The organism is Winogradskyella sp. R77965 (assembly GCF_044594915.1).
GTDB lineage: Bacteria > Bacteroidota > Bacteroidia > Flavobacteriales > Flavobacteriaceae > Winogradskyella.
The window spans coordinates 2,417,274-2,440,367 of the sequence record NZ_CP138990.1 but is presented as its reverse complement, the minus strand read 5'-3'; the positions used below and the strand labels follow the sequence as shown (position 1 = coordinate 2,440,367).

The window sequence follows — 23,094 nt, the reverse complement described above, 5'->3', positions numbered from 1 at the left end:
GCCTTTTTAATTATATAATCATCAATTTATTTACTCAGTTCGTGGTCCACCACTTACAATAATAAACTCTGATCTTCTGTTTTCTGCATGTTGATCTCTTGTACAACCATTAGAACAATCTATTTTAGGTTCTAACTCACCTTTACCACTTCCTGAAATACGAGATTCATCAATACCTTGAGAAATTACGTACTGAATTGTGGTTTTTGCTCTACGTTCAGAAAGTCTTGTATTATAAGATTCTGGTCCTCTTTCGTCTGTGTGTGAATTAGCAATTACAATCATTTCAGGATATTTTTTCATAATCTGAACCAATTTATCTAGTTCAAATGCTGCCTGATCAGTAATATTAGATTTATCGAACTCAAAGAAAATTGGCGCTAGATTAATCTTTTCAGCAACAATTAACTTTTCTATTGGGTCTAAAGATATTTGAACACTATTCTCCTCTTCACTAGATCCTTTAACTGGTACTTTTTTACTATCAAAACCATCCATTATGACTTCTAGTTCAGTATCTTCTTCGCACTCTATAATAAATTCGGCAACACCTTCAGCATTAGTTGTTTTTGAAACCATCTTATTACCTTCTGAATCGAATAATGATACTGAAGCTCCACCAACTGGCTCTCGCGTTTTGTCATCTAAAACGGTTGCGCTTATTAATACATCACAGAGTGGTTTTAATTTTTTTATAGTGTAAATGTCATCACTTCCCATACCACCTTCTCTATTTGATGATACAAAACCTTCTTCGGCTTCTTCATCAATAGTAAAAGCAAAATCATCTGCATTACTATTCACAGGAATACCAACGTTTCTAAGAGGAGCTATTTTGCCATCAATTACCTTAGTAAAAAACACATCCAATCCACCAAGACCTAAATGGCCATTAGAGGAGAAATAAAGCGTATTGTTGGCGCTTATATAAGGAAACATTTCTTGGCCTTCTGTATTGATTTTTTCACCTAGGTTAACAGGTTCTCCAAGTGTACCATCTGGGTTAATAGCAACATTATAAATATCAAATTTACCGAAACCACCTGGCATGTCAGAAGCAAAAAACAGAACTTTCCCATCTGGACTTACTGAAGGGTTTTTAACAGAATAATTAGGACTGTTAATACTTAAACTTTCAACAGTATCCCAATCCGAACCTAATTTTGTTGCCCTGTAAAGATAAAGTTGGCTAAATTGTGCATCACTTAGAGAATCTTTTTGAAAATCTTTTTCAAAAAAACTTTCTCTAGAAAAGTACATTTCATTTCCGTTAGGTGCAAACGATACTATACCTTCATGAAAACTTGTATTAATTTTACCGCTTACCAATTCTGCCCCTTGGTACGAGCTATCAGAGCTCTTAGCTATTGAATAGATATCTAAAAAAGGTTGCTGATTCCAACCATAAGTCCTGCGGTTATTGCTACGACTAGATGTAATATATAATTTTCCATCATGCAAAGTTCCACCGAAATCCGATTGCTCTGAGTTAAAATCTGCATTTTGTATATTAAACCTTGTACCTTTTTCTAAAATCTTAGGAAGATAATCAGGTCTTTTTCTATAAGCTTTAGCTCTGTCGTCAGAAGGGAGCAATGATGCAAACCGTTCCATTTGTTGGTTAGATTCTTCATACTTACCGTTTGCTTTTAGCATTTGCGAGTATTTATAAATCATTTCTGGACTATCTGAAGATTCTAAGGCTATAGCATACCATTTTTCTGCCTCAACAGTATTAAAAATATTGTAATAACTTTCCGCTAGTTGATTATAGACGTAGGCATCTGCTTTTTCATCTTCTACTAATTTGTTATAACTGTTTGCGGCTTTTACAAACTCATATCTTGCAAAGTGTTTATCAGCTTTTTTAGTGTCTTTGTTCTGAGCAGTTAAGCAAAACCCACTCATCAACGCAATAAATAATAATGTCTTAAAGTTTTTCATAATTGTTTAGCTTAACTGATTAAAAATATCTTGGTGAACGAGAAATACGTCTTGGAAAATTAAGGTCGAATAATAGCATTATCTCGTGAGATGCTGGCGCATAAGCTTTGATATCTGATGAAATAACGTCATAAGCATAACCAATCCTTAAAGTAGGTGTCATTGCAAAATTGATTAACCCAGAAAAAGAATCGTCTAATCGATATGAAGCTCCAATTTCAAATTTCTTATAGAAACGCGCATTAAGGTTGATATCAAAAGATGTTGGTGCATCAAATGCAGATTTCACCATAAATGACGGTTTTAGTTCTGTGTTCGGAGACAGATCAAAAACATAACCTCCAGAGAAGAAATAGTGCTGTGTTTCAGACCCTAATTTACGACCATCATTGTCTAAATGAACGGAAGATAAGAGATTAGGTACCGATAATGATAGGTAATAATTATCTGAAGAATAAAACAAACCAGCCCCAAAATTAGGCGTTGTTGAATTTATATATTCCTGAAAAAACGGATCGTTTGCATCGTTAACATTTAAGTCAAATAAACCTATATCATGAAAAGTAGCCCCAGCTTTAACCCCAAAAGCTAAATTATGACCATTTTCAAACTTTAACGTGTATGATACATCTGCATAGACATTGGTTTCTTTAACAGGTCCAACTTGGTCTGCAATGACAGATAGACCTAATCCCATATTATCACTAATAGGTGAGTGTCCAAAAAATGTTCCCGTTTCAGGGCCACCATCAACAGCTGACCACTGTTGTCTGTACAATAATCCGAAAGAAAAGTTGTCACGAGAGCCTGCATAGGCAGGATTAACTATATTCATATTATACATGTACTGCGTGTACTGAGGGTCTTGTTGTCCATGCATTTGAAATGCCAAAAGAAAGACCACTATAATAGAGAGTTTTTTCATTATTTTAAGTTGATTCAGTTAGTCAATTTATCTGTTAATATAAACCCAAGCACTATGTGTTTTTGTGCTGCCTTCATACTCATATTGTATAGTATAGAAATAGGTGCCAACAGGAAGTTCTTCTCCATCATTAGTTTGTCCTTGCCATTCGTTGGTATAATTCTTTTTTGAATATACAAGTGTACCATTTCTATTAAAAATTTTAATTTGAGTGACATCAAAACTACTCAAGTCAAAATTATCATTTTGCCCAGGTGAAACTCCAGGAGAGATACCCTGTGGAAACATCGAATCTTGTAATAATGTTATAAATGCGGTGATCGTATTCATGCAACCTGTTGCATTAAAAATGATTTCTGCAGAATATTCCCCTTCCTGTAAAACAGTATTTAATGTTAAACCCTCAGATCCTGAAATTAGATTTCCATCCAAATACCAATTAACCGTTACATCGGCTGCTATAAAGTTAGTTGGTGCGATACCAATTGTATTAGGTATAGTAGCGTTTGGAGCTACTGAATATTTAAATTGTTTGTCGAAGACTGCCAATGGTAAAATATTGACTTGTAACTTAAATGATGTCGTATCAAATAACCCAGTGACCGTATTTTCAGCTCTTATAAAAATAGTTTCACCTGAACTTGAATGTGGACTCTTTAAAGCACCAGTCCCATTATCGGCATCTGTTTGAGATGTATAATAGGTAACTGCTATATCAGTATCTGTTGTTACTTCACTATCGATTGAGGTTAAATCAAAACTAGCAACACCATCTATACTTTCATCGGAATCATCACAAACGATAAAATCGGCGGGTTGATTTAAAATTGGAAGTGAATTCTGTCTACCAGAAACACCCTCTACTTTTGTGTACAATGAGTTGTATGAATCTGATGAGGCTGCCGTTACGCCAGCTATTTTAGATGTCTCTTTAAGATTAGTATTAGTAGGGGATACTGATGCTAAACTTTTAGATTCCGCAGTTGGAGCAGAATTATACTGTGCACTAGTGGTAAGGAAAAACCCTAGCATGATTAAAAATAGAGTTATGTTTTTCATTATTAATCTGTTAGTTAGAAATTGTATAATGGCCTTATAATCATCCAAACCATAAGGTGGTTTAAAATAATTTTATTTTGCAAGGCCGCGTTGGTTGAACGTTTTTGCAATGCAAACTCGAATATATAACAAACGATTATTAACAAGATATTAACAATACTAAAATAGATTAACTGCAGTATTAATCGATAAATGGCCGGAGAGTTCTTAAGAAGTTTTCAATTGGATATAAACAGGAAAATGATCACTATACCCACCTTTATATTTCTTACCTACATAGGTTCTAAAAGGTTGGCCTTTGTACTTTCCATGGTATTGTGTTAGAAATTTGGAATTAAAGACATCTGCATCATGAAAATCTAGTGTAGAATTCTTGGCATCAAAAAAATTGGTAGAAAATAGAATCTGATCAAACAAATTCCATTGAAAATTGTGACTTAGACTTCCTTTATCTCTAGACCAAACTGTTTTAAACGGATTATAAAGATTACTTTCTTTTTCCATTAATAGAATACTATTACAGTTTGGGTTATCGTTAAAATCTCCCATTACTATAATCTTAGCTTCCTTATCTTCAACTTTTAGTTTATTAATGACAGAGTTGACGACATTAGCCGCTGCAATGCGTTTATATTCAGTTTCTTTAACACCCTCGCGTCTAGAAGACCAATGATTAACTATCACATTTATCGTTTCTCCATTTAACTTGCCTTGTACTAAAAGAATATCTCTTGTGTAATCCTGAAGTCCTGATTCAGTTTGGAGATAAACCGAGAAGGTTTCAGAATTTTCAACTTTAAAGACATCACTTTTGTAGAGAAGAGCTACATCGACACCGCGTTCATCAGAAGAATCATAATGCACATAGCTATAACCTTCATTAATAAGGTTTTTACTCCGAACCAAGTCAGATACAACTTTACTATTTTCAACTTCAGCTAAGCCAATTAATGCAGGTGCTGTGTCTGTATTTTCTACTCCTATTTTTGAAATTACAGTTCCTAGTTTCAGTAATTTATTTTGATAACGTTTTGGTGTCCAACGCTTTCTTGATGTCGGTAAAAAATCATCATCATTAGTAAGAGGGTCATTTTCTATATCGAATAAGTTTTCGATGTTATAGAATGCAATTGTGAAGGCAGTATAGTCATTATTACTCATGGCAATAAATATATGATTTTAAAACCTTATTCTAAATAATGCATTTGTTTAACTTTGTACTTTAATTACCTTATGATAGAGAAAAAAGATATTGCATTAGAAAAAGTTGTTTTAATTGGTGTAATTACTCAAGAACAAGATGAAGAAAAGTCTAAAGAGTATTTAGATGAATTAGAATTCTTAACCTATACAGCTGGTGGAGAGGTTATAAAACGTTACACTCAAAAAATGGCCATGCCTAATCCAAAAACATTTATCGGTACTGGTAAGATGAATGATGTCATGGAGTTTGTAAAAGAAAATGAAGTCGGAACCGTAATTTTTGATGATGAATTATCACCTGCTCAAGAGCGTAACATAAGTAAAATTCTCAATTGTAAAATTTTAGATCGAACAAATCTCATTCTAGATATTTTTGCTCAGCGTGCACAAACAAGTTATGCAAGAACTCAGGTAGAATTGGCACAATGCGAATATCTACTACCGCGATTAAAAGGAATGTGGACACACCTCGAAAGACAAAAAGGTGGTATTGGTATGCGTGGACCTGGTGAAACAGAAATAGAGACAGATAGACGTATAGTACGCGATAAAATTTCATTGCTAAAAGCCAAGATTAAAACCATTGATAAACAAATGGCAGTACAACGCGGTAATCGCGGTAAAATGGTACGTGTTGCATTAGTAGGTTACACCAATGTTGGTAAATCTACTTTGATGAATGTAATTAGTAAGAGTAAGGTTTTTGCAGAGAATAAGCTTTTTGCCACTTTAGATACAACGGTTAGGAAAGTTGTTATAGGAAACTTACCTTTTTTAGTAAGCGATACTGTTGGGTTTATTAGAAAATTACCAACACAGTTGGTTGAATCTTTTAAAAGTACACTCGATGAGGTTAGAGAAGCAGATTTATTACTTCATGTAGTCGATATATCACATTCTAATTTTGAAGAACATATTGATTCTGTAAATCAGATTTTAGATGAAATAGATAGTAAGGATAAACCAACAATTATGGTTTTTAATAAGATTGATGTCTATGAAGCAGAACCTTTTGATGAAGATGATTTGATAGAAGAGCGAACCAAAGCTAACTATACTATTGAAGAATGGAAAAAAACATGGATGGCAAGACTAGGAGAAAATGCATTATTCATTTCAGCATTGAACAAAGAGAACTTAGACGAATTTAGAAAACGCGTTTATAAAGAAGTTAGAGAAATACATGTAACACGTTTTCCATACAATCATTTCTTATATCCAGACGTTGAAGATATAGAATAATTAAGTCTACTCATGGATTCTTACCAATCACGTTTTAAAGTATGGATTAAAAAAGCTTTAAAAAAGAAATGGATAAAATGGCCGCTTGTTTTAATAACTACAGTCTTATTATTTCTTTTTGGACTTTACTTCTGTATATACTTTGGCTTATTTGGAAAACTACCTACGATTGAGGACATAAGTTCTATTAAGCAAGAGGAGGCCACACAAATATTAGATAAGGATGAAAAATTAATAGGTAAATATTATATATATGATAGACAACCTGTAAAACATAAAGATTTCCCTCAACATCTTATATACGCATTGGTTGCTACAGAAGATAGCAGATTCTATGAGCATGATGGTATTGATAATATAAGTTTAATTCGTGTTTTTGTAAAAAACTTGATTCTTCAGGATAAAACTGCAGGAGGCGGAAGCACAATTACACTGCAGTTAGCAAAAAATCTTTATGGAAGAAAAGATTATGCGGTATTTAGTGTGCTAATCAATAAGTTGAAAGAGTCCATTATTGCTAAGCGAATTGAAGACGTTTATTCTAAAGACGAAATCATAACTCTGTACCTCAATACAGTTCCGTTTTCAGACAATACGTATGGCATTGAAAGTGCTTCCCTTAAATTCTTTAATAAATCAGTAAAAGATATATCAATAAATGAAGCTGCAACTTTGGTTGGTACATTAAAGGCTAATACATATTATAACCCAAGAGTGCATTTAAAACGAAGTGAAGAACGACGAAACGTAGTATTAAATCAGATGGTTAACTACGATTATATTTTGGAAGACTCTTTGGAATATTACACAAAACAAAAGCTAAAGTTAGACTATAATTCTTTTAAACACGATGTAGGTTTAGCTCCTTATTTTAGAGAAGAGGTAAAAAAACAATTGTCAGCATTGCTAGATTCTATAAAAACCCCAGAAGGAGAAACCTATAACCTCTATAGAGATGGCTTAGTAGTGCATACTACTTTGGATTATACTATGCAGCAATTAGCTGAAGAAGCTTTGAAAGAGCATCTTACTAAATTGCAGAATGATTTTGAAAGATCTTACGGCAGCAGTTCTCCTTGGGATAAAAATTCGAAGACCTTAAAATTAGCTATAAATAACTTACCTCTTGTAAAACGCTACAAAGCAGAAGGACTAACAGAGAAAGAAATACGAGACTCATTAAATATAAAGCGTAATGTTGAATTATTTGGTTGGAAAGGTGACAACATCAGAAATATTTCAGTAATTGATAGTTTAAAACATTATCTAAAATTTCTAAATACAGGTATGTTATCTATAGATTCTTCAACAGGAGCAGTAAGAACCTATATTGGTGGTATAGATTACAGATTCTTTAAATACGACCATGTTTCTCAAAGTGAGCGACAAGTTGGTTCAACGTTTAAACCTTTTGTCTACACTGCAGCAATTGAAAATGGATTAGATCCATGTTCATACTTTTCATTAAACAAAGTGAACTACACAAATTATGGAGATTGGACACCAAGTAATTCTGGCACCAAGGAAGATGATCCCTATATAAATTACACTTTAGAAAATGCATTGAGTAATTCTGTAAATACCGTATCAGTAAAGGTTTTAGAAAAAGTTGGGATTCCAAAAGTTTTAGAACAGTTGAAAAAACTGGGTGTTTCTAAATCTATACCAAATAAACCTTCAATAGCTTTAGGAGTTTCAGAAATTAATTTAAAGGAATTAACTGGTGCTTATGCAAGTTATGTTAATAAGAGTAGAGCAGTAAAACCATTTTTTATTACTAAGATAGAAGACAAATTCGGAAATGTAATTGCGTCATTTAAACCTGAGGTTATTAAAGAAAAAGCCTATAGTGATTATACAAGACAGATTATGCTAGAGATGATGAAATCTACAGTAAATAAAGGTACAGCATCAAGACTTAGAAACAGTTATGGGCTAAATAATGCTTTGGCAGGTAAAACAGGAACAACGCAAAACAATAAAGATGGATGGTTTGTAGCACTAACACCAAGTTTAGTTACCATCACTTGGGTTGGTAATGATAATCATAGTATTGGTTTTAAATCGACCAGCCTTGGCCAAGGTGCTAATTCCGCTTTGCCAATATTTGCTAAATTTTATCAAAAACTGAATAAAGAAAGTGAGTTTAATGAGATTACAAGAGCTAGGTTTGAAACGTCTTCAAAAGAAGTTTTAGAAGATTTAGATTGTGAACCAACTAAAAGAGATGGGTTTATTAAAAGGTTATTTAAAAAGAAAAACAAAAAGAAGAAGTTTAATTAGAATAAAAAAAACCCTGTTAAGATTTAACACTCAACAGGCTTTTTATAATTTCTATAAGATCTAGAAAGCGTAGCTTAAACCTAAAGTATAATAAGTTTGTATTTTATTATCTGCATCTGCTAAATTTACACCTTGAAAGTTTGCAGCTTCTTGCTGATTACTTCTTAAGGCAAAGTCAAAACCAACACCAATCATTTTCCATAGTGTATAGCTAAATGAGTTTGTCCACGTCCAGTTAGACAAGTCGCTAGACTTGTAACTCTGGAATGTAGAGAAGTTAGTCTTAAAGTTAACAGCACCAATTGATCTTGTATAATCTGCTACAATTTTTGCACCAGCTGAAGATTCGAAAGCCGCATCATTTTCAGCAAAAACAAAATTGTAGTTTAAAGGATGAATTACAACAATTAAATTTTCAAGTGGAGTCCAAGTTGCACCAACACCAAAATCTAAAAATCCTGGGTCATTGAAATTATCTAATAAAGTAGTTCTGTATTCTGCTAAAGCAGAAACAGCCCATTTGTCACTTAATTTGTATCCGTAAAGGGATGATAAATTAAATACATCTGTAGTAGGATTGAAATCACCACTATCTGTATCTATGTCTTTATTGTCTAATTTTACCCAGTTTAAGTTTGCTGTTAAAGAATTTCTCCAGAAATATTTTTCTTCAAGTTTGTTTGCAAATGCATTAACTGTAACACCAATATTACCAGAAGCGTTATTTGGAGCTCCTTGAGCGTACCAATTATTAAAGTTAGATAAGCTTCCTCCTATAGTACCAAAAGCGCCAGTTCTCCAACCTGGTAGAGCATCTATCTGAGCTTGTATAGCATTAGCTTCACCTTGAAACTTGTCTGCTTCAGCTTGCTTTTCAGCTTTTTGAGCTTCTAATTCTTCTTTTGTCTGAGAGAATGCAAAAGTTACAGCAAGCAATAAGCATATTGATAAAAGTAATTTTTTGTTCATAATGGATTAAATTTTAATAAGTAATAGTTGTTATTAATTTACAAATATAAATGTTTATTCATTTAAGTTGAATACTTTAATGAAAGTAATTATCACTTGTAAGACCAAAAAAAACTAATAAAGTCACATTATTAATAAATTATTTTTTCTTAAATAATGGAACGGAAGAACAAGCCTCACCAAACATAATAGATTTTGCAATGGGCTTTAATTGTTGGGACAATAAAACAAGTGCGTTTGGAGGTACAGGTTTATGAGCACACCCTTTTATAATTACTGGTAAATTCTCATATAGTGAAAGATCTAATTTTGAAATAATTGTAGTGTATAAAATAGATTCTAAATGCTCTAAATCACCAATTACAGTTAATTTAGCGTACGCCTGAAGCTCAATTGAAACAAGCATATAGGCCCAATCGGGCACAATAGCATCAGTAGAACAATACAAAGCAACATAGCAATCTTGATACTGCGACCAATTATGTTCAGTAACAAAATTTCTAAAGTCTTTTTCTCTTAGCACTAAACCTTCAAGCAACCAATCTTTAATATCAAAAAGAATGCGTTTACCTTCTGGATAGTAATCTTCCAAGTCAATGACCTTTAGTTTGCTATTGGCAACTCTATTTATGATTTCATCTGCCATATTATAGCATGCCTAATTCTAGCTTAGCTTCTTCACTCATTAAATCTTGAGTCCAAGGAGGATCGAAAGTAATTTCTACTTCAGCATCTTTTACCTCATTAATGGATTTTACTTTTTCTTCTACTTCAAGCGGAAGCGTTTCTGCAACAGGACAGTTTGGTGTAGTTAATGTCATTAAGATTTTTACATCATAATCTTCGTTTACCATAACATCGTAAATTAATCCTAATTCGTAGATATCTACTGGAATTTCAGGATCAAAAATGGTTTTTAAAACTCGTACTATTTTTTCGCCGAGTACATTGGTATCTATAGTTGTGTCACTCATTTTAATTCAATTGTGTTTGGTATGCAATGGCATACATTTTTATTTGCTTTATCATACTCACTAAACCATTGGCTCTAGTAGGTGATAAATGTTCTTTTAAGCCTATTTTATCAATAAATTCAGTATTTGCATCAATAATATCTTTAGGGTGTTGATTAGAAAACGCTCGGATTAATATGGCAATAATACCTTTTGTTATAATCGCATCGCTATCTGCTGTAAAGTTTACCTTATCATTAACCATATCAGCATGCACCCAAACTTTACTTTGACAACCTTTTATGATATTATCTTCAGTTTTATATTGCTCTTCAATTAGTGGAAGTGTTTTTCCTAAGTCTATCATATATTGATAGCGCTCTTCCCAATCTTCAAACATTGAAAATTCATCAATAATATCGTTTTGAACTTCTTCAATAGTCATAGTCTAATTCTTTTCAGCAAAATTACAAAATAGCTACTGTTTTACTGTATTTTCTTTAAGGGATAACACTTTATTAACTAATGCTTTAATTTCTTTTGGCGGATTACCATGATCAAAAGCAGGTGTAATATGCAATACATCACCCATTTTTATGGTTAATGTGGCTTCTGCTGCGGCATCTGTAGCTCTATTGTTAGAAGGGGCTTCTAATGCTCTAAAAGTATCTATATCAATAGCCTCAATTAAGGTATTAATTGTAGTCCAATCTTTTTTATTGTTGCTGAAATTTCTTACAGATTTTAATCCTCTATCTGTAGAATATGAAACTGTCGATTCTGAAATATTAATATATTCAAATGTACCTCTGGTTGAAATTTGATAGGTCACACCAATGCCATAACTACCTCTGGTGTATTTTTTGCTTTCAATAATATTAGCTTTTAACAATATATTTTTGTCATCTAATAATGATAAAACATCATTTGTTATAGTGAAATTATTCACCGTATTTAGGACTTCTAAAAATTCGTTTTCTAGATCGCTTATTTCTGAGTGACATAATTTTTTAGATCTAGCGATATCACTGAATTTTAATTCACTATTTTCAATAGAATAAGTACCAAAAAAGCTATTACAACCAGCAAAACCCTTTATTTCATTCGATTTTTCATCAAATGAAATATTGAGTTTGGGTGAAACAGTCTTGTTTTCACCAATTTGAGAAATAGTATAATTTCCTGAAAGTGTTGTTTCCTCTTTATTCATAGGTTCAATATTATTATTTTCAATGGATCTCTGTGAAGAATTGCAAGATTCTGCAAATAGCATCAGTGTAAATAAGCTGAGTAAAAATTTCATAATTCTAAATTAAAAGTAAAGGTATTGCTTTTTTGTAATCGAAAAGTATACCAAATAAAAAAGACGCCTGATTAGACGTCTTTTTTATTGATGTTTTTTGAAACTAGTTTCCTGTAAACTCGTCTCTTGGACCTCCAGAAGCAAAAACCGATCGCATTCTCATTTTTTGACCCTCTGTAAATAATCCCATACAATCGTCATCAGTATAATCCATATAGTTTTCTACCATATCAATTGATCGACAATGAGAGACTGAACCAGGACAACCATAATTTGGTCTATCCGATTTTGGTGTATCCGAAACGAAGTCATCTCTATTACATCTCCCATCTCCCCATATATGTCTTAGGTTCATCCAGTGGCCAACTTCGTGAGTCATTGTACGACCTCCATCAAATGGAGCCTGAGCAGTACCAGTTGTGCCAAAATATTGTGGTGATACTACTACACCATCTGTAGAAGCATTGCCTCCAGGAAATTGTGCATAGCCTAAAATCCCACCACCAATATTAGCAACCCACATTGTTAAATAACCTGGTTGAGCAGGATATACTGATTTTACAGCATCGTTTGTTCCCCATTGAGCAGTGGAGTTAGCTTGTCTATCTACTACAGATAAATTGAAGTTGATATCTACATCTGCCCCTCTATCCGCGTAAAGTGAATTAACATCATTAAAGTTTGTATCGTTGAAATCTGCATTTAAAACAGAAATTTGAGAATTGATTTGGCTATCACTTATGTTTTGCGAACTATTTGCATATACCACATAAACATAAACAGGAATATTGATAGTACCTAAACCATCATCAACTGGATCACCACCACCATCATCGCCACCTCCGTTTCCGTTGCCATTTCCATTTCCTGCACCATCTGGTTTTTTACTATTAATAAAACGTCTTGTATGCAATTCTGCATTATACATTTTTTGATACAGTCCTGGGTTTTCATTAAGTTGACGATTTAGTACCTGCATTGAGTTACAGCTTTTTGCATTCAAAGATTTACTAATATCAGATTCATTTGGGTCTGTGTAAACAAAAAAGTCACTCATATCGACCTTAGATTGTTGGTCTTGAGTTTTGTCTTGATCGTCGCTACAGCTTGTAAAAAGAGCTGCAACTATGGCTAGCCCTAAAATAGATTTTTTCATAAATAGTTATTGATTTTTTAAATTCGAAACCCAATATATGATTAATCATTAATAAAATTAACAAATAATTAAGAAAAAAATAAAATACGAACAGGGAGTAAACATAAAAAAACTCCTTTACCTCAAGGAGCTTTTTTATAATCTATTAAATTTCAAATTGTTAAGATAACATTAGTACAGCTTTTTTAAGTGAAGCTATAAAAACATCAATTTCTTCCTTGGTGTTGTAAAACATAAAAGATGCTCTAATTGTACCAGGAATTTTATAAAAATCCATAATTGGTTGAGCACAATGATGTCCTGTACGCACTGCAATTCCCATTTTGTCTAGAATTGTGCCAATATCATATGGGTGAATAGTGCCAACATTAAAAGAAATAACTGATGTTTTTTCCTTAGCAGTTCCGTAGATTTTTAAACCCTCTATTTGAAGTAATTGCTCAGTGGCATATTCTAAAAGTTCATTTTCGTAGTTAGCTATAGCTTCAAACCCAATACGATTCATATAATCTAAAGCCGCTCCAAAAGCTATTCCACCGCATACATTTGGCGTGCCGGCTTCAAATTTATGAGGTAAGTCCGCATAAGTGGTTTTTTCAAATGAGACCTCTGCAATCATTTCTCCACCTCCTTGATATGGTGGTAATTTTTTGAGCCACTCTTCCTTTCCGTAGAGCATACCAACACCAGTAGGGCCACAAATTTTATGTGCAGAACAGACGTAAAAATCTACATCCAATGCTTGCACATCTGGTTTTAAATGCGGACAAGATTGTGCGCCATCTACTAAAACAGCTGCACCTACCTTATGCGCTTCTTTTATGATATATTCAATAGGATTTATGGTTCCTAAAGCATTCGAAATGTGATTAACAAACACTAATTGGGTGCGATTCGAAAGCAAATTATCATATTTACTTATGATTAGTTCGCCATCGTCATTCATCGGAATAACTTTCAAAATGGCTCCTGTACGCTCACAAAGCATTTGCCAAGGCACAATATTACTATGATGTTCTAGAGCCGAAACTATAATTTCATCTCCTTTTCTAAGTAAAGAAGAGAATCCATTAGCGATAAGATTTATTCCATGCGTTGTTCCAGAAGTATAAATAATTTCGTGAGCATGTTTTGCATTAAAATGCTTTTGAATTTTAATGCGTGCTTGTTCATAAGCATCTGTTGCTTCTTGACTTAGACTATGTACACCTCTGTGAATATTTGCATTATAGTTTGTGTAATAATCTACGATAACATCAATCACTTGCTGAGGTGTCTGAGATGTTGCAGCATTGTCGAAATATATGAGTGGTTTCCCGTTGACCTTGCGGTTGAGGATAGGGAAGTCTTTTCTTATTTTTTGTACGTCTAGCATTGGCATAATTCCTAATCGCAAAGATACAACGCATTGCTCTTAAAGAAAAACTTATAATTAGTCATTAAAACAATTATACACACATTTTATTAGGATACATTTATATAAAATGTATATTTGTACTATGTATAGTAAAGAATTAACAAAAGGAACATTGCAACCAATCATTTTATCAGTTATCAATAACAAGGGTAGAATGTATGGTTATGAGATTACACAGGAAGTAAAAAAAATGACTTCAGGAAAAATTGATATTTCAGAAGGAGCATTATATCCAATTTTACATAAGCTTGAGGCAAAAAAGGTTTTAGAAACTGAAAAGGTTTTTATTGGTAAACGTGTTAGAAAATATTATAAAGTGACAAAGGAAGGGAAGAAAATGGTTGAGACAGTTACAGAAGAAATCAATGATTTTATTGAGACCCTAAACTTAATTTTTAATGCTAAACCAGTATAAATATGGAATTGTCAGAAAAACACATTGCTTTTATAGAGAATAGTTTGACCTTATATGGTGTTGAGGACAAGGATTTAAAAGAGGATTTGGTGGACCATATCTGTACTTATATCGAAAATCAAGACTCTAATGATTTCAATATATTATATCAACAAGCTTTACAGAAGTTCGGTGGTTATACGAATTTTCAAAATCTACAATTAGAAACTAACCATCAGAAACTTGCCAAACAAATCATTACGGTTAATAAGTTGAAATTCACTTTAGGCTTTGTAGTTATTGCTTTATTGGTTATCAGTTTAGTTTTTCAAATGATGCAATGGCCTTATGCTAACGCCTGGCTGCTTGGTGCGATTATAATTTCAGTTTTAGTCATTCTTCCAGCTCACTTTTATGCGAGCTATAAAAAATCTATTCACAAATATTCTTAAATCATTTATTATGAAGAAATCATTTTATATCCTCGGATTTATAACATTCTTTATTCTTGGTATTGGTGCAATGTTTGAGTTTTTAACATGGCCATACAGGGGAATTATTGTTTTTATTGGCTTTCTGTTTCTTAATTTTGGACTTATTCCTGTATACTTTTTTCAAAAATATAAACAATGTCAATCTTAAGATATAGTTGCGTATTGGTTTGCTTTTTTCTGTGCCGTATTGCAACAGCTCAAAAAGATGTTATTCAAAAGATTGATACCTTATTAGAAGTTTACGATGTAAAGGATACACCAGGATTAAGCGTAAAGGTCATTAATAATGGGAAATCTATTTATTCTAGAGGTTTTGGACTTTCAAACTTAGACTACAATATTAAAAATTCGGATTCAACTATTTTCAGTTTAGCATCCATTGCAAAACAGTTTACAGCATCTTCTATTTGGGCGTTAATTAATGAGGAAAAAATAAATTTAGAAGATGATATTAGAACTTATTTACCCGAATTTCCAGAGTATGAAGATGTCATAAAAATTAAGCATTTATTAAATCATACGAGCGGGATTAGGAATTACCATACACTAATGTATTTGGCAGGTTTTGATTATGACGCATCTTATTACGATAACAATACAGTATTAGAATTAGCTGTGAAGCAAAAGGGATTGAATAATAGACCAGGCGAAAAAGTAAGCTATTCTAATACCAATTATAATTTATTGGCGATTATAGTTGAGCGTATTTCAGGACAAAATCTAAATGATTATTTGAAGCTTAAAATTTTAAGGCCTTTAAAAATAAATTCTACTTTTGTTAGAGTAGAACATGGTAAGTCAATTAAAAACAAAGCCGTTGGTTACCAAAAATATAAAGATGGCTTCAAGTTTTCTACAAGTAATCAGTTAAGCTATGGCGCAGGAAGTATGGGTTCTTCTGCCAACGACATGGCTATTTGGATGCAAATGCTGAATGAGCAGATTTTAGAATTTAAACCATTAGCTCAATTCTTAAAAACAACCGAAGTATTGGCGTCTGGCGAAAAGACAAAATATGCAAGAGGATTAATGATAGATGACTACAAAGGTTATAAAGCTGTAACTCATAGTGGTTTTGGTTTTGGTGGGCGCTCTCAATTAATTACTATAGCTGAAAAACAAATAGGCATCATCGTTTTAACTAACTCACAATCCATAGATGCACCAAGGGTTGGTTATCAAATTTTAGATATTCTCTTATCTAATAATGAAAAAATTATAGTAGAAAATGAAGATAGCAACTCGTTTAATAAACAAGGTTTTAATGAATTCATTGGAGAATACAAAGAAATTAATAGTGATATGACTATGACATTATTTGTAGAAAACAACACTTTAAAGTCTAAGGGTTCTATGGGTAAAACGTCTGTGGATTTAATACAATTCGCAAAAAATAAGTTTCATAGAGTACAAAGTGAGAATGTTAAATATGATTTTTCGCCATCATCAACTCATGATATGATAATTTCATTTGGTGGTACGCCATTTTATTTTGAACGTGCTAAATTTATTGATAAAGATATAGTAGTTGTTAATGAATTTGAAGGTTATTTTTATTCTGAAGAAATAGATGTTAAGTATCGTTTTTACACAGAAGAAAACACACTTAAACTGACTTATAATGGAAAAGATACTATCATTTTAAATCCTATTCAATTAAACCAATTCGGAAATAACAATAGAACGCTTTATCATTTTGTAAAGGACGAAAATAATCTAGTAACAGGTATGCTGCTCTCTTGTGATGGCACTGTGAAAGAAATTGTGTTTAAAAAAGAAAAGGATCACTAGTTAGCAATCCTTTTCAACTTATATGTTTTTGTAAATCCTATAGGTCAAACCCAATATTAACGCCTAATTTTTTAGCAATAATCTTAGTGATCCTATTCTTAATTTCAGGAATTTTAACAGAATCTAAAACGTTGTTACTAAACGCAAACATTAATAAAGCTCTTGCTTCTTTCTCAGGAATTCCACGAGAACGCAAGTAAAACATGGCACTTTCATCTAATTGACCGATAGTACAACCATGAGAACATTTTACATCATCTGCAAAAATCTCTAATTGAGGTTTTGTGTTAATGCTGGCTTTATCACTTATTAAGATATTGTTATTGGCCTGAAATGCGTTTGTCTTTTGCGCTTCTTTTTCAACTACAACTTTTCCATTAAAAACACCAGTAGAGCTGTCATCAAAAATACCTTTATAATCTTGATGGCTTTCGCAATTTGGTTCTATGTGATGTACTAAGGTGTTGTGATCTACATGCTGTTTGTTACCAATGATGGTAATGCCTTTCATTGTAGAATCTATGCGCTCACCATTTTGATAAAAATTGAGATTGTTTCTAATTAACTTGCCTCCAAAAGAAAAGGTATGCACCTTGGCTAAACTTTCCTGTTTTTGACTAACATAAGTATTATCAATTAAAGATGCATTTTCGCTATCATTTTGGATTTTATAGTAATCTACAATAGCACGCTTATTTGCAAAAATCTCAGTGACACTGTTTGTTAATACAGGGTTATCAGTTAAACTCTGATGACGCTCTATAATCTGAACATGAGAGTTTTCATCAACAACAACCAAGTTGCGTGGTTGCAACATTAATGCGGCTTCATTTCCTGTAGAAAAATGTATGATTTGAATCGGTTTTTCAACCAACTTGTTTTTTGGAATATGGATATAAGCACCTTCAGCTGAAAATGCTGTATTTAATGATGATAATCCATCTTTTGGCGCAATTTTATTGAAATAGTTTTCAATAATTAATTGGTATTTCGGCTTGTTTAAAGCTGAGGACATTAAACAAACATCGATACCATCATGAGTAGTTTGCGATAAATGAGAGGAGTACTTTCCGTCGATAAAAATGATTTTATAACAATCTATTTCATGTATAAAATATTTTTTCACATCCTTATACTCCAGAGCGTTTTCGTGCTTTGGAAACACGCTGTAGTCGTGTTTTAAAACTGAATTTAACGATGTGTATTTCCAAGCCTCTTTACGTTTACTAGGAAAACCTTCAGTTTCAAATGTCTTTATAGCTTCGGTTCGTATATCGTGCACAGGAGAATCTACATCTACTGTATTTTCAAAAGCCATAAATGACGATACTAATTTTTCTTTTAAACTCATGTTGCTTGCATTAAGCGTTTACTTCTTCTTTAATCCAATCATAGCCTTTAGCTTCAAGCTCATGAGCTAATTCAGCAGTTCCAGACTTTACAATTTTCCCATTGTGTAAAACGTGTACATAATCTGGCACTATATAATCTAATAGACGCTGGTAATGCGTAATCACAATAACAGCATTGTCTTTAGACTTTAATTTATTTACACCATTAGCTACAATTCGAAGCGCATCGATATCTAAACCAGAATCTGTCTCATCTAAGATGGCTAATTTTGGTTCTAACATTGCCATTTGAAAGATTTCATTTCGTTTCTTTTCACCTCCTGAAAACCCTTCATTTAGTGAACGCGATAGGAACTTACGGTCAATTTCTAACATTTCAGATTTTTCACGAATTAGTTTCAGCATTTCATTAGCTGGCATGTCCTCTAAACCTTTTGCTTTTCGAGTTTCGTTAATCGCTGTTTTCATAAAGTTAGTGACACTAACTCCTGGAATTTCTACGGGATATTGAAACGATAAGAAAACCCCTTTGTGAGCGCGTTCTTCAGCAGCTAATTCTTCAATATCTTCATTTTCAAGTAAAATATTACCTTCGGTAACTTCATACTCTTCTTTACCAGCAATTACTGAAGCTAATGTGCTTTTACCAGAACCGTTTGGTCCCATAATGGCATGGACCTCACCTGCTTTTACTTCTAGGTTAATACCTCGTAAAATACCTTTATCTTCTACACTTGCATGCAAGTTATTTATCTTTAACATAGTCTTAATTTGCTAATTTTATAACGTCTTCTTTATTTGGGTTTGGCGCTTCCACCTTTAAAATTTCTTTGATTTCTACTCTGTATGGCCAGCCTTCTTCACCTTCAGGTTTTTCAAATTTTCTAACCCTAACAGTTACCGGAACCATATCAGTTGCTTCTTTTTTAAAGGGCTTTACTTGCTCTTCTAAAAGTCGCAAATTATCGTCTATTACAACTCCGTAAATTTCATTTGGAGCTTGTAAAACCGCAGCATCTCCGTAGTAAACGAATTCACCTTTCATAGTTATTAAACCATCATTAGCGTCATAAGATTTTGCACGATTTTCCTCTAAATTTACTTCTGTTTTTGCTTCGTTTTTACAATTTGAAAAACAAAAAGCAATTGTCAATAAAACAAATATCTTTTTCATAATTAAAAATTAACCGACACTTCCTTCTAAACTGATTTCTAATAATTTCTGAGCTTCAACTGCAAATTCCATTGGCAGCTTGTTTAGTACTTCTTTACTAAAACCATTTACGATTAAAGCAATAGCTTTTTCTGTATCAATACCACGCTGGTTACAATAGAAAATTTGGTCTTCACCAATTTTACTTGTGGTTGCTTCGTGCTCAATCATGGCACTTTTATTCTTAGCTTCAATGTATGGAAATGTATGCGCTCCACACTCGTTACCCATCAGTAAACTATCACATTGAGAGAAATTACGAGCGTTGTCAGCACGAGAACTAATTTGTACTAATCCACGATACGAGTTTTGTGATTTACCAGCAGAAATTCCTTTAGAAATAATAGTTGATTTTGTATTTTTCCCTAAGTGAATCATTTTAGTTCCTGTATCTGCTTGCTGATAGTTATTGGTTACAGCAATAGAGTAAAATTCACCTACAGAATTATCTCCTTTTAATACACAAGATGGATATTTCCATGTCACAGCAGAACCTGTTTCAACTTGTGTCCAAGAAATTTTTGCATTTTTCTCACAAAGGCCTCTTTTGGTTACAAAATTAAAAACACCACCTTTACCTTCAGCATTTCCAGGATACCAGTTCTGTACAGTTGAGTATTTTATTTCAGCATCGTCTAAAGCAATGAGTTCTACAACCGCGGCATGTAATTGATTTTCATCTCTACTTGGTGCTGTACAACCTTCTAAATAAGATACATAACTGCCTTCGTCAGCAATTACTAAGGTTCTTTCAAACTGACCTGTTCCTGCTTGATTAATTCTGAAATAGGTGGACAATTCCATTGGGCAGCGTACACCTTTTGGGATGTAGCAGAAACTACCATCACTAAATACTGCCGAATTTAGAGCAGCATAAAAATTATCTTTTTGAGGGACAACAGTTCCTATATACTTTTTCACAAGCTCTGGATGCTCTTTAATGGCTTCAGAAATACTCATAAAAATAATACCCTTTTCGGCTAATGTTTTTTTGAATGTTGTAGCAACAGAAACCGAATCCACAACCACGTCCATCGCAACACCAGCTAATTTCTTTTGTTCATCTAAAGAGATTCCTAGTTTTTCGAACGTTGCCAAAAGTTCTGGATCTACTTCGTCTATACTATCATATTTTGGTTTGCTATTTGGAGCAGAATAATAAGAAATGGCTTGAAAATCTGGCTTAGCATAATGCACATTTGCCCATTCTGGCTCAATCATTTCTTTCCAGGATTTAAACGCTTCCAATCTCCACTCCGTCATCCATTCTGGCTCTTCCTTTTTCTTAGAAATTGCTCTTACAATATCTTCATTTAATCCAACAGGAAAAGTTTCAGATTCAATATCTGTATAAAAACCATATTCATATTCTTTGGTTTTTAATTCTTCCCTGAGGTCATCTTCTGTATACTTTGACATAGCTTGTCTTTCAGTTTTATATTATAATGAAAACGATTCACCACAACCACATGTGCGGTTTGCGTTTGGATTGTTAAAAACGAAACCTGTTCCGTTTAATCCACCTGAATATTCTAAAGTAGTCCCAATAAGATAGAGAAAACTCTTTTTGTCAACTATGATTTTTACACCATTGTCTTCAAAAACCTTATCTTCTTCTGCATGATTATTGTCAAATTTTAAATCGTAAGATAAACCAGAGCAACCACCACTTTTTACACCAACTCTTACATAATCTGTAGATGGATTAAAGCCGTCGTCAGTCATTAATTCTACGACTTTCTTTTTAGCTGTTTCTGAAACTTTTATCATATTCTTATATAGATTTGATCTGTTTTTATTGATCTCTATAAATCCGTTAGATCGAACATCTTTATTTACTAATTAGTTCTAATTTAATTATTTGATAAGATGTTTTTCTCTAAATAGAGGGCAAAGATACGATATAAGTCTCTTTTAACCACATAACCTAACATTATATTAGGATATGCATTAATAGATTCAATCTATGGTGCAGGTATTAAGTAATTGAATAGGTTTAAGACGATATTTTCAATTCTATAAATCTCTGAGAGAGACGATATAATTCTTGAAGTGTATCTTTTATTCTAGAGTCAGAAATAGTGATAGTTTCAAAGTTTCCTTTTGTATCAGTTGTGACAACAATATTACAGTGAGAACAGGTTAATTCAGAAGTACGATTCAAATTTTCTTTAGTAACCGAATAGTTATGACCAAAGAGTGCACATGGTAAATCTTTATTTGAAGTAGATTTCATTATAAGCAGTAATTAAGGGGGGAGCAATTTAAATAAAATACAAACTTATTTTAAGATTAAAAGCATTATTATTCGACGAAATGCATTATAATAACAATTTTTTCTTACTTTTTAATCATTAAAATCTTGATTGCTAACAAATGAAGGATCGGAAAGTGTTAGTAAAAAGGCCTTAAGATCTTCTTTTTCTTGAGAAGTTAATTGAACTCCACCTTCATTTATTTTTTTCATAAGAGGATCGATAGTTGAAGAATTTTGAAGCCCTTCACTGTAATGATTAATAACTTCATCTAAAGTGGTGAATCTGCCATCGTGCATGTAAGGTGCAGTGTATGCTAAGTTGCGAAGCGAAGGTGATTTAAATTTACCATTGTCATTCGGATCTCCTGTTACTTCACCCAAACCTAAATCTGAAAAATTACTATCTAATCCATTATTATGGAAGTCATTATCCGTCCAAAGTGGATTATTGGGATTGCCATGGCAATGAAAACAATCTCCTTTATCTTCTCTAAGAAAAACATCGAGACCATTTAATTCTTGCAGAGTTAGAGTGGCTTGTCCTACAGAGTATCTATCAAATTTAGAGTTTGCTGATATTAATGTACGTTCAAACTGCGCAATAGCCTTGGTAGTCAATTCTTTTGTAATGGTGCTAGTTTTAAATGCTAATCTGAATAATTCTGGATACTCAGGATGTTGTTGAAGTCTACCTACAACAGCTTCCCAATTACTATGTAATTCAATCGGATTTTCTACAGGTTCTTCAGCTTGTCGCTCTAAACTAAAAGCAGTTCCGTCCCAATTAAAACGTTCATTATAATTCCATGCGAGATTAAATAGTGGCATAGAATTGCGTGTTCCAAAAATACCATCTACACCACTGCTTGTTGGCGTATTATCTGTAAATGCATTTTGAGGTGAATGGCAACTAGCACAAGCCTGAGTTCCATTGGCAGAAAGAATTCTATCAAAAAAGAGTTTTTTACCTAAGGCGATACCTTCAACAGTTTGTGGATTATCGTTTGGAATTACTGGTGGAATAATATTATCTAAAAAAATTGCTGGAATATCCAAAGGTTGCGCTGTTGGCTCATAGCCAGTGTCTTCACTTGAACAGCTCAAACAAAGGACAGTAAACGTAACAATATATAACCACC

The 23,094-nt window shown here is 32.9% G+C and carries 24 protein-coding genes; 6 read left to right on the top strand and 18 right to left on the bottom strand.

The features are described 5' to 3' along the window. Positions 1–30: 30 nt before the first annotated feature. From SJY34_RS10850 to SJY34_RS10835, 4 genes are all read right to left on the bottom strand, one after another. A complete protein-coding gene (locus SJY34_RS10850; RefSeq protein WP_400075551.1) occupies positions 31–1,944 on the bottom strand; it encodes an OmpA family protein in 1,914 nt (637 codons plus the stop codon). A 19-nt stretch (positions 1,945–1,963) separates the two neighbouring features. Next, positions 1,964–2,869, bottom strand: coding sequence for a type IX secretion system membrane protein PorP/SprF (locus SJY34_RS10845; protein ID WP_400075549.1), 906 nt, complete (start codon positions 2,867–2,869; stop codon positions 1,964–1,966). Positions 2,870–2,896: 27 nt separating this feature from the next. Continuing rightward, positions 2,897–3,928, bottom strand: a complete 1,032-nt coding sequence (locus SJY34_RS10840) for a gliding motility-associated C-terminal domain-containing protein (protein WP_400075548.1) — start codon at positions 3,926–3,928, stop codon at positions 2,897–2,899. Positions 3,929–4,135: 207 nt separating this feature from the next. Next, positions 4,136–5,089, bottom strand: a complete 954-nt coding sequence (locus tag SJY34_RS10835) for an endonuclease/exonuclease/phosphatase family protein (protein ID WP_400075546.1) — start codon at positions 5,087–5,089, stop codon at positions 4,136–4,138. Between the two features lie 72 nt (positions 5,090–5,161). On the opposite strand from SJY34_RS10835, the gene hflX reads away from it, so the two are divergent. Both hflX and SJY34_RS10825 read left to right on the top strand, forming a co-directional pair. Then, the gene (hflX, locus tag SJY34_RS10830) at positions 5,162–6,373 is read left to right on the top strand and encodes a GTPase HflX (protein ID WP_400075545.1); all 1,212 of its coding nucleotides are present in this window, start codon (positions 5,162–5,164) and stop codon (positions 6,371–6,373) included. A 12-nt stretch (positions 6,374–6,385) separates the two neighbouring features. Next, complete coding sequence (locus SJY34_RS10825) at positions 6,386–8,656, top strand: transglycosylase domain-containing protein (RefSeq protein ID WP_400075544.1); 2,271 nt, start codon at positions 6,386–6,388, stop codon at positions 8,654–8,656. 60 nt (positions 8,657–8,716) lie between these two features. On the opposite strand, the gene SJY34_RS10820 is transcribed toward SJY34_RS10825, so the two are convergent. The 7 genes from SJY34_RS10820 to SJY34_RS10790 form a co-directional block, all read right to left on the bottom strand. Further along, complete coding sequence (locus SJY34_RS10820) at positions 8,717–9,625, bottom strand: DUF3078 domain-containing protein (protein ID WP_400075543.1); 909 nt, start codon at positions 9,623–9,625, stop codon at positions 8,717–8,719. 139 nt (positions 9,626–9,764) lie between these two features. Then, positions 9,765–10,271, bottom strand: a complete 507-nt coding sequence (locus tag SJY34_RS10815) for a DUF2480 family protein (protein WP_400075542.1) — start codon at positions 10,269–10,271, stop codon at positions 9,765–9,767. Between the two features lies 1 nt (position 10,272). Continuing rightward, positions 10,273–10,599, bottom strand: coding sequence for a DUF59 domain-containing protein (locus tag SJY34_RS10810; protein WP_299121610.1), 327 nt, complete (start codon positions 10,597–10,599; stop codon positions 10,273–10,275). 1 nt (position 10,600) lies between these two features. Continuing rightward, positions 10,601–11,023, bottom strand: coding sequence for a SufE family protein (locus SJY34_RS10805; protein ID WP_400075540.1), 423 nt, complete (start codon positions 11,021–11,023; stop codon positions 10,601–10,603). A 33-nt stretch (positions 11,024–11,056) separates the two neighbouring features. Beyond that, a complete protein-coding gene (locus SJY34_RS10800; protein ID WP_400075538.1) occupies positions 11,057–11,881 on the bottom strand; it encodes an META domain-containing protein in 825 nt (274 codons plus the stop codon). A 103-nt stretch (positions 11,882–11,984) separates the two neighbouring features. Then, the gene (locus tag SJY34_RS10795) at positions 11,985–13,037 is read right to left on the bottom strand and encodes a zinc metalloprotease (protein ID WP_400075536.1); all 1,053 of its coding nucleotides are present in this window, start codon (positions 13,035–13,037) and stop codon (positions 11,985–11,987) included. Between the two features lie 160 nt (positions 13,038–13,197). After that, positions 13,198–14,412, bottom strand: coding sequence for an aminotransferase class V-fold PLP-dependent enzyme (locus tag SJY34_RS10790; RefSeq protein ID WP_400075534.1), 1,215 nt, complete (start codon positions 14,410–14,412; stop codon positions 13,198–13,200). A gap of 124 nt (positions 14,413–14,536) precedes the next feature. On the opposite strand from SJY34_RS10790, the gene SJY34_RS10785 reads away from it, so the two are divergent. Genes SJY34_RS10785 through SJY34_RS10770 form a run of 4 tightly spaced genes read left to right on the top strand, consistent with a single transcriptional unit; the run spans position 14,537 to position 17,133 of the window. Further along, positions 14,537–14,869 (top strand): PadR family transcriptional regulator, encoded by a 333-nt coding sequence (locus tag SJY34_RS10785; RefSeq protein ID WP_400075532.1) that lies wholly within the window; start codon positions 14,537–14,539, stop codon positions 14,867–14,869. Between the two features lie 2 nt (positions 14,870–14,871). Next, positions 14,872–15,300, top strand: coding sequence for a hypothetical protein (locus SJY34_RS10780; protein WP_400075530.1), 429 nt, complete (start codon positions 14,872–14,874; stop codon positions 15,298–15,300). A 10-nt stretch (positions 15,301–15,310) separates the two neighbouring features. Further along, on the top strand, positions 15,311–15,490 hold the full coding sequence (locus SJY34_RS10775; protein ID WP_400075529.1) for a hypothetical protein: 180 nt from the start codon (positions 15,311–15,313) through the stop codon (positions 15,488–15,490). Further along, positions 15,478–17,133 carry a serine hydrolase domain-containing protein gene (locus tag SJY34_RS10770; RefSeq protein ID WP_400075527.1) on the top strand — a complete coding sequence of 552 codons (1,656 nt, stop codon included), beginning with the start codon at positions 15,478–15,480 and terminating at the stop codon, positions 17,131–17,133. The genes SJY34_RS10775 and SJY34_RS10770 overlap by 13 nt, the downstream gene beginning before the upstream one ends. Before the next feature lie 37 nt (positions 17,134–17,170). On the opposite strand, the gene sufD is transcribed toward SJY34_RS10770, so the two are convergent. The 7 genes from sufD to SJY34_RS10735 form a co-directional block, all read right to left on the bottom strand. Next, positions 17,171–18,484, bottom strand: a complete 1,314-nt coding sequence (gene sufD, locus SJY34_RS10765; RefSeq protein ID WP_400075525.1) for a Fe-S cluster assembly protein SufD — start codon at positions 18,482–18,484, stop codon at positions 17,171–17,173. A 10-nt stretch (positions 18,485–18,494) separates the two neighbouring features. Then, positions 18,495–19,247 (bottom strand): Fe-S cluster assembly ATPase SufC, encoded by a 753-nt coding sequence (sufC, locus tag SJY34_RS10760; protein WP_400075523.1) that lies wholly within the window; start codon positions 19,245–19,247, stop codon positions 18,495–18,497. 4 nt (positions 19,248–19,251) lie between these two features. After that, entirely contained in the window at positions 19,252–19,659 is a 408-nt protein-coding gene (locus SJY34_RS10755) for a hypothetical protein (protein ID WP_400075521.1), read from the bottom strand. A 9-nt stretch (positions 19,660–19,668) separates the two neighbouring features. Further along, positions 19,669–21,117: a Fe-S cluster assembly protein SufB gene (sufB, locus tag SJY34_RS10750; protein ID WP_400075519.1), complete on the bottom strand. Its 1,449-nt coding sequence runs from the start codon at positions 21,115–21,117 to the stop codon at positions 19,669–19,671. 21 nt (positions 21,118–21,138) lie between these two features. Continuing rightward, entirely contained in the window at positions 21,139–21,468 is a 330-nt protein-coding gene (locus SJY34_RS10745; RefSeq protein ID WP_400075517.1) for a HesB/IscA family protein, read from the bottom strand. 226 nt (positions 21,469–21,694) lie between these two features. Continuing rightward, positions 21,695–21,934 carry a hypothetical protein gene (locus SJY34_RS10740; RefSeq protein WP_400075515.1) on the bottom strand — a complete coding sequence of 80 codons (240 nt, stop codon included), beginning with the start codon at positions 21,932–21,934 and terminating at the stop codon, positions 21,695–21,697. 111 nt (positions 21,935–22,045) lie between these two features. Continuing rightward, the gene (locus SJY34_RS10735) at positions 22,046–23,059 is read right to left on the bottom strand and encodes a cytochrome-c peroxidase (RefSeq protein WP_400075513.1); all 1,014 of its coding nucleotides are present in this window, start codon (positions 23,057–23,059) and stop codon (positions 22,046–22,048) included. Positions 23,060–23,094: the final 35 nt, after the last annotated feature.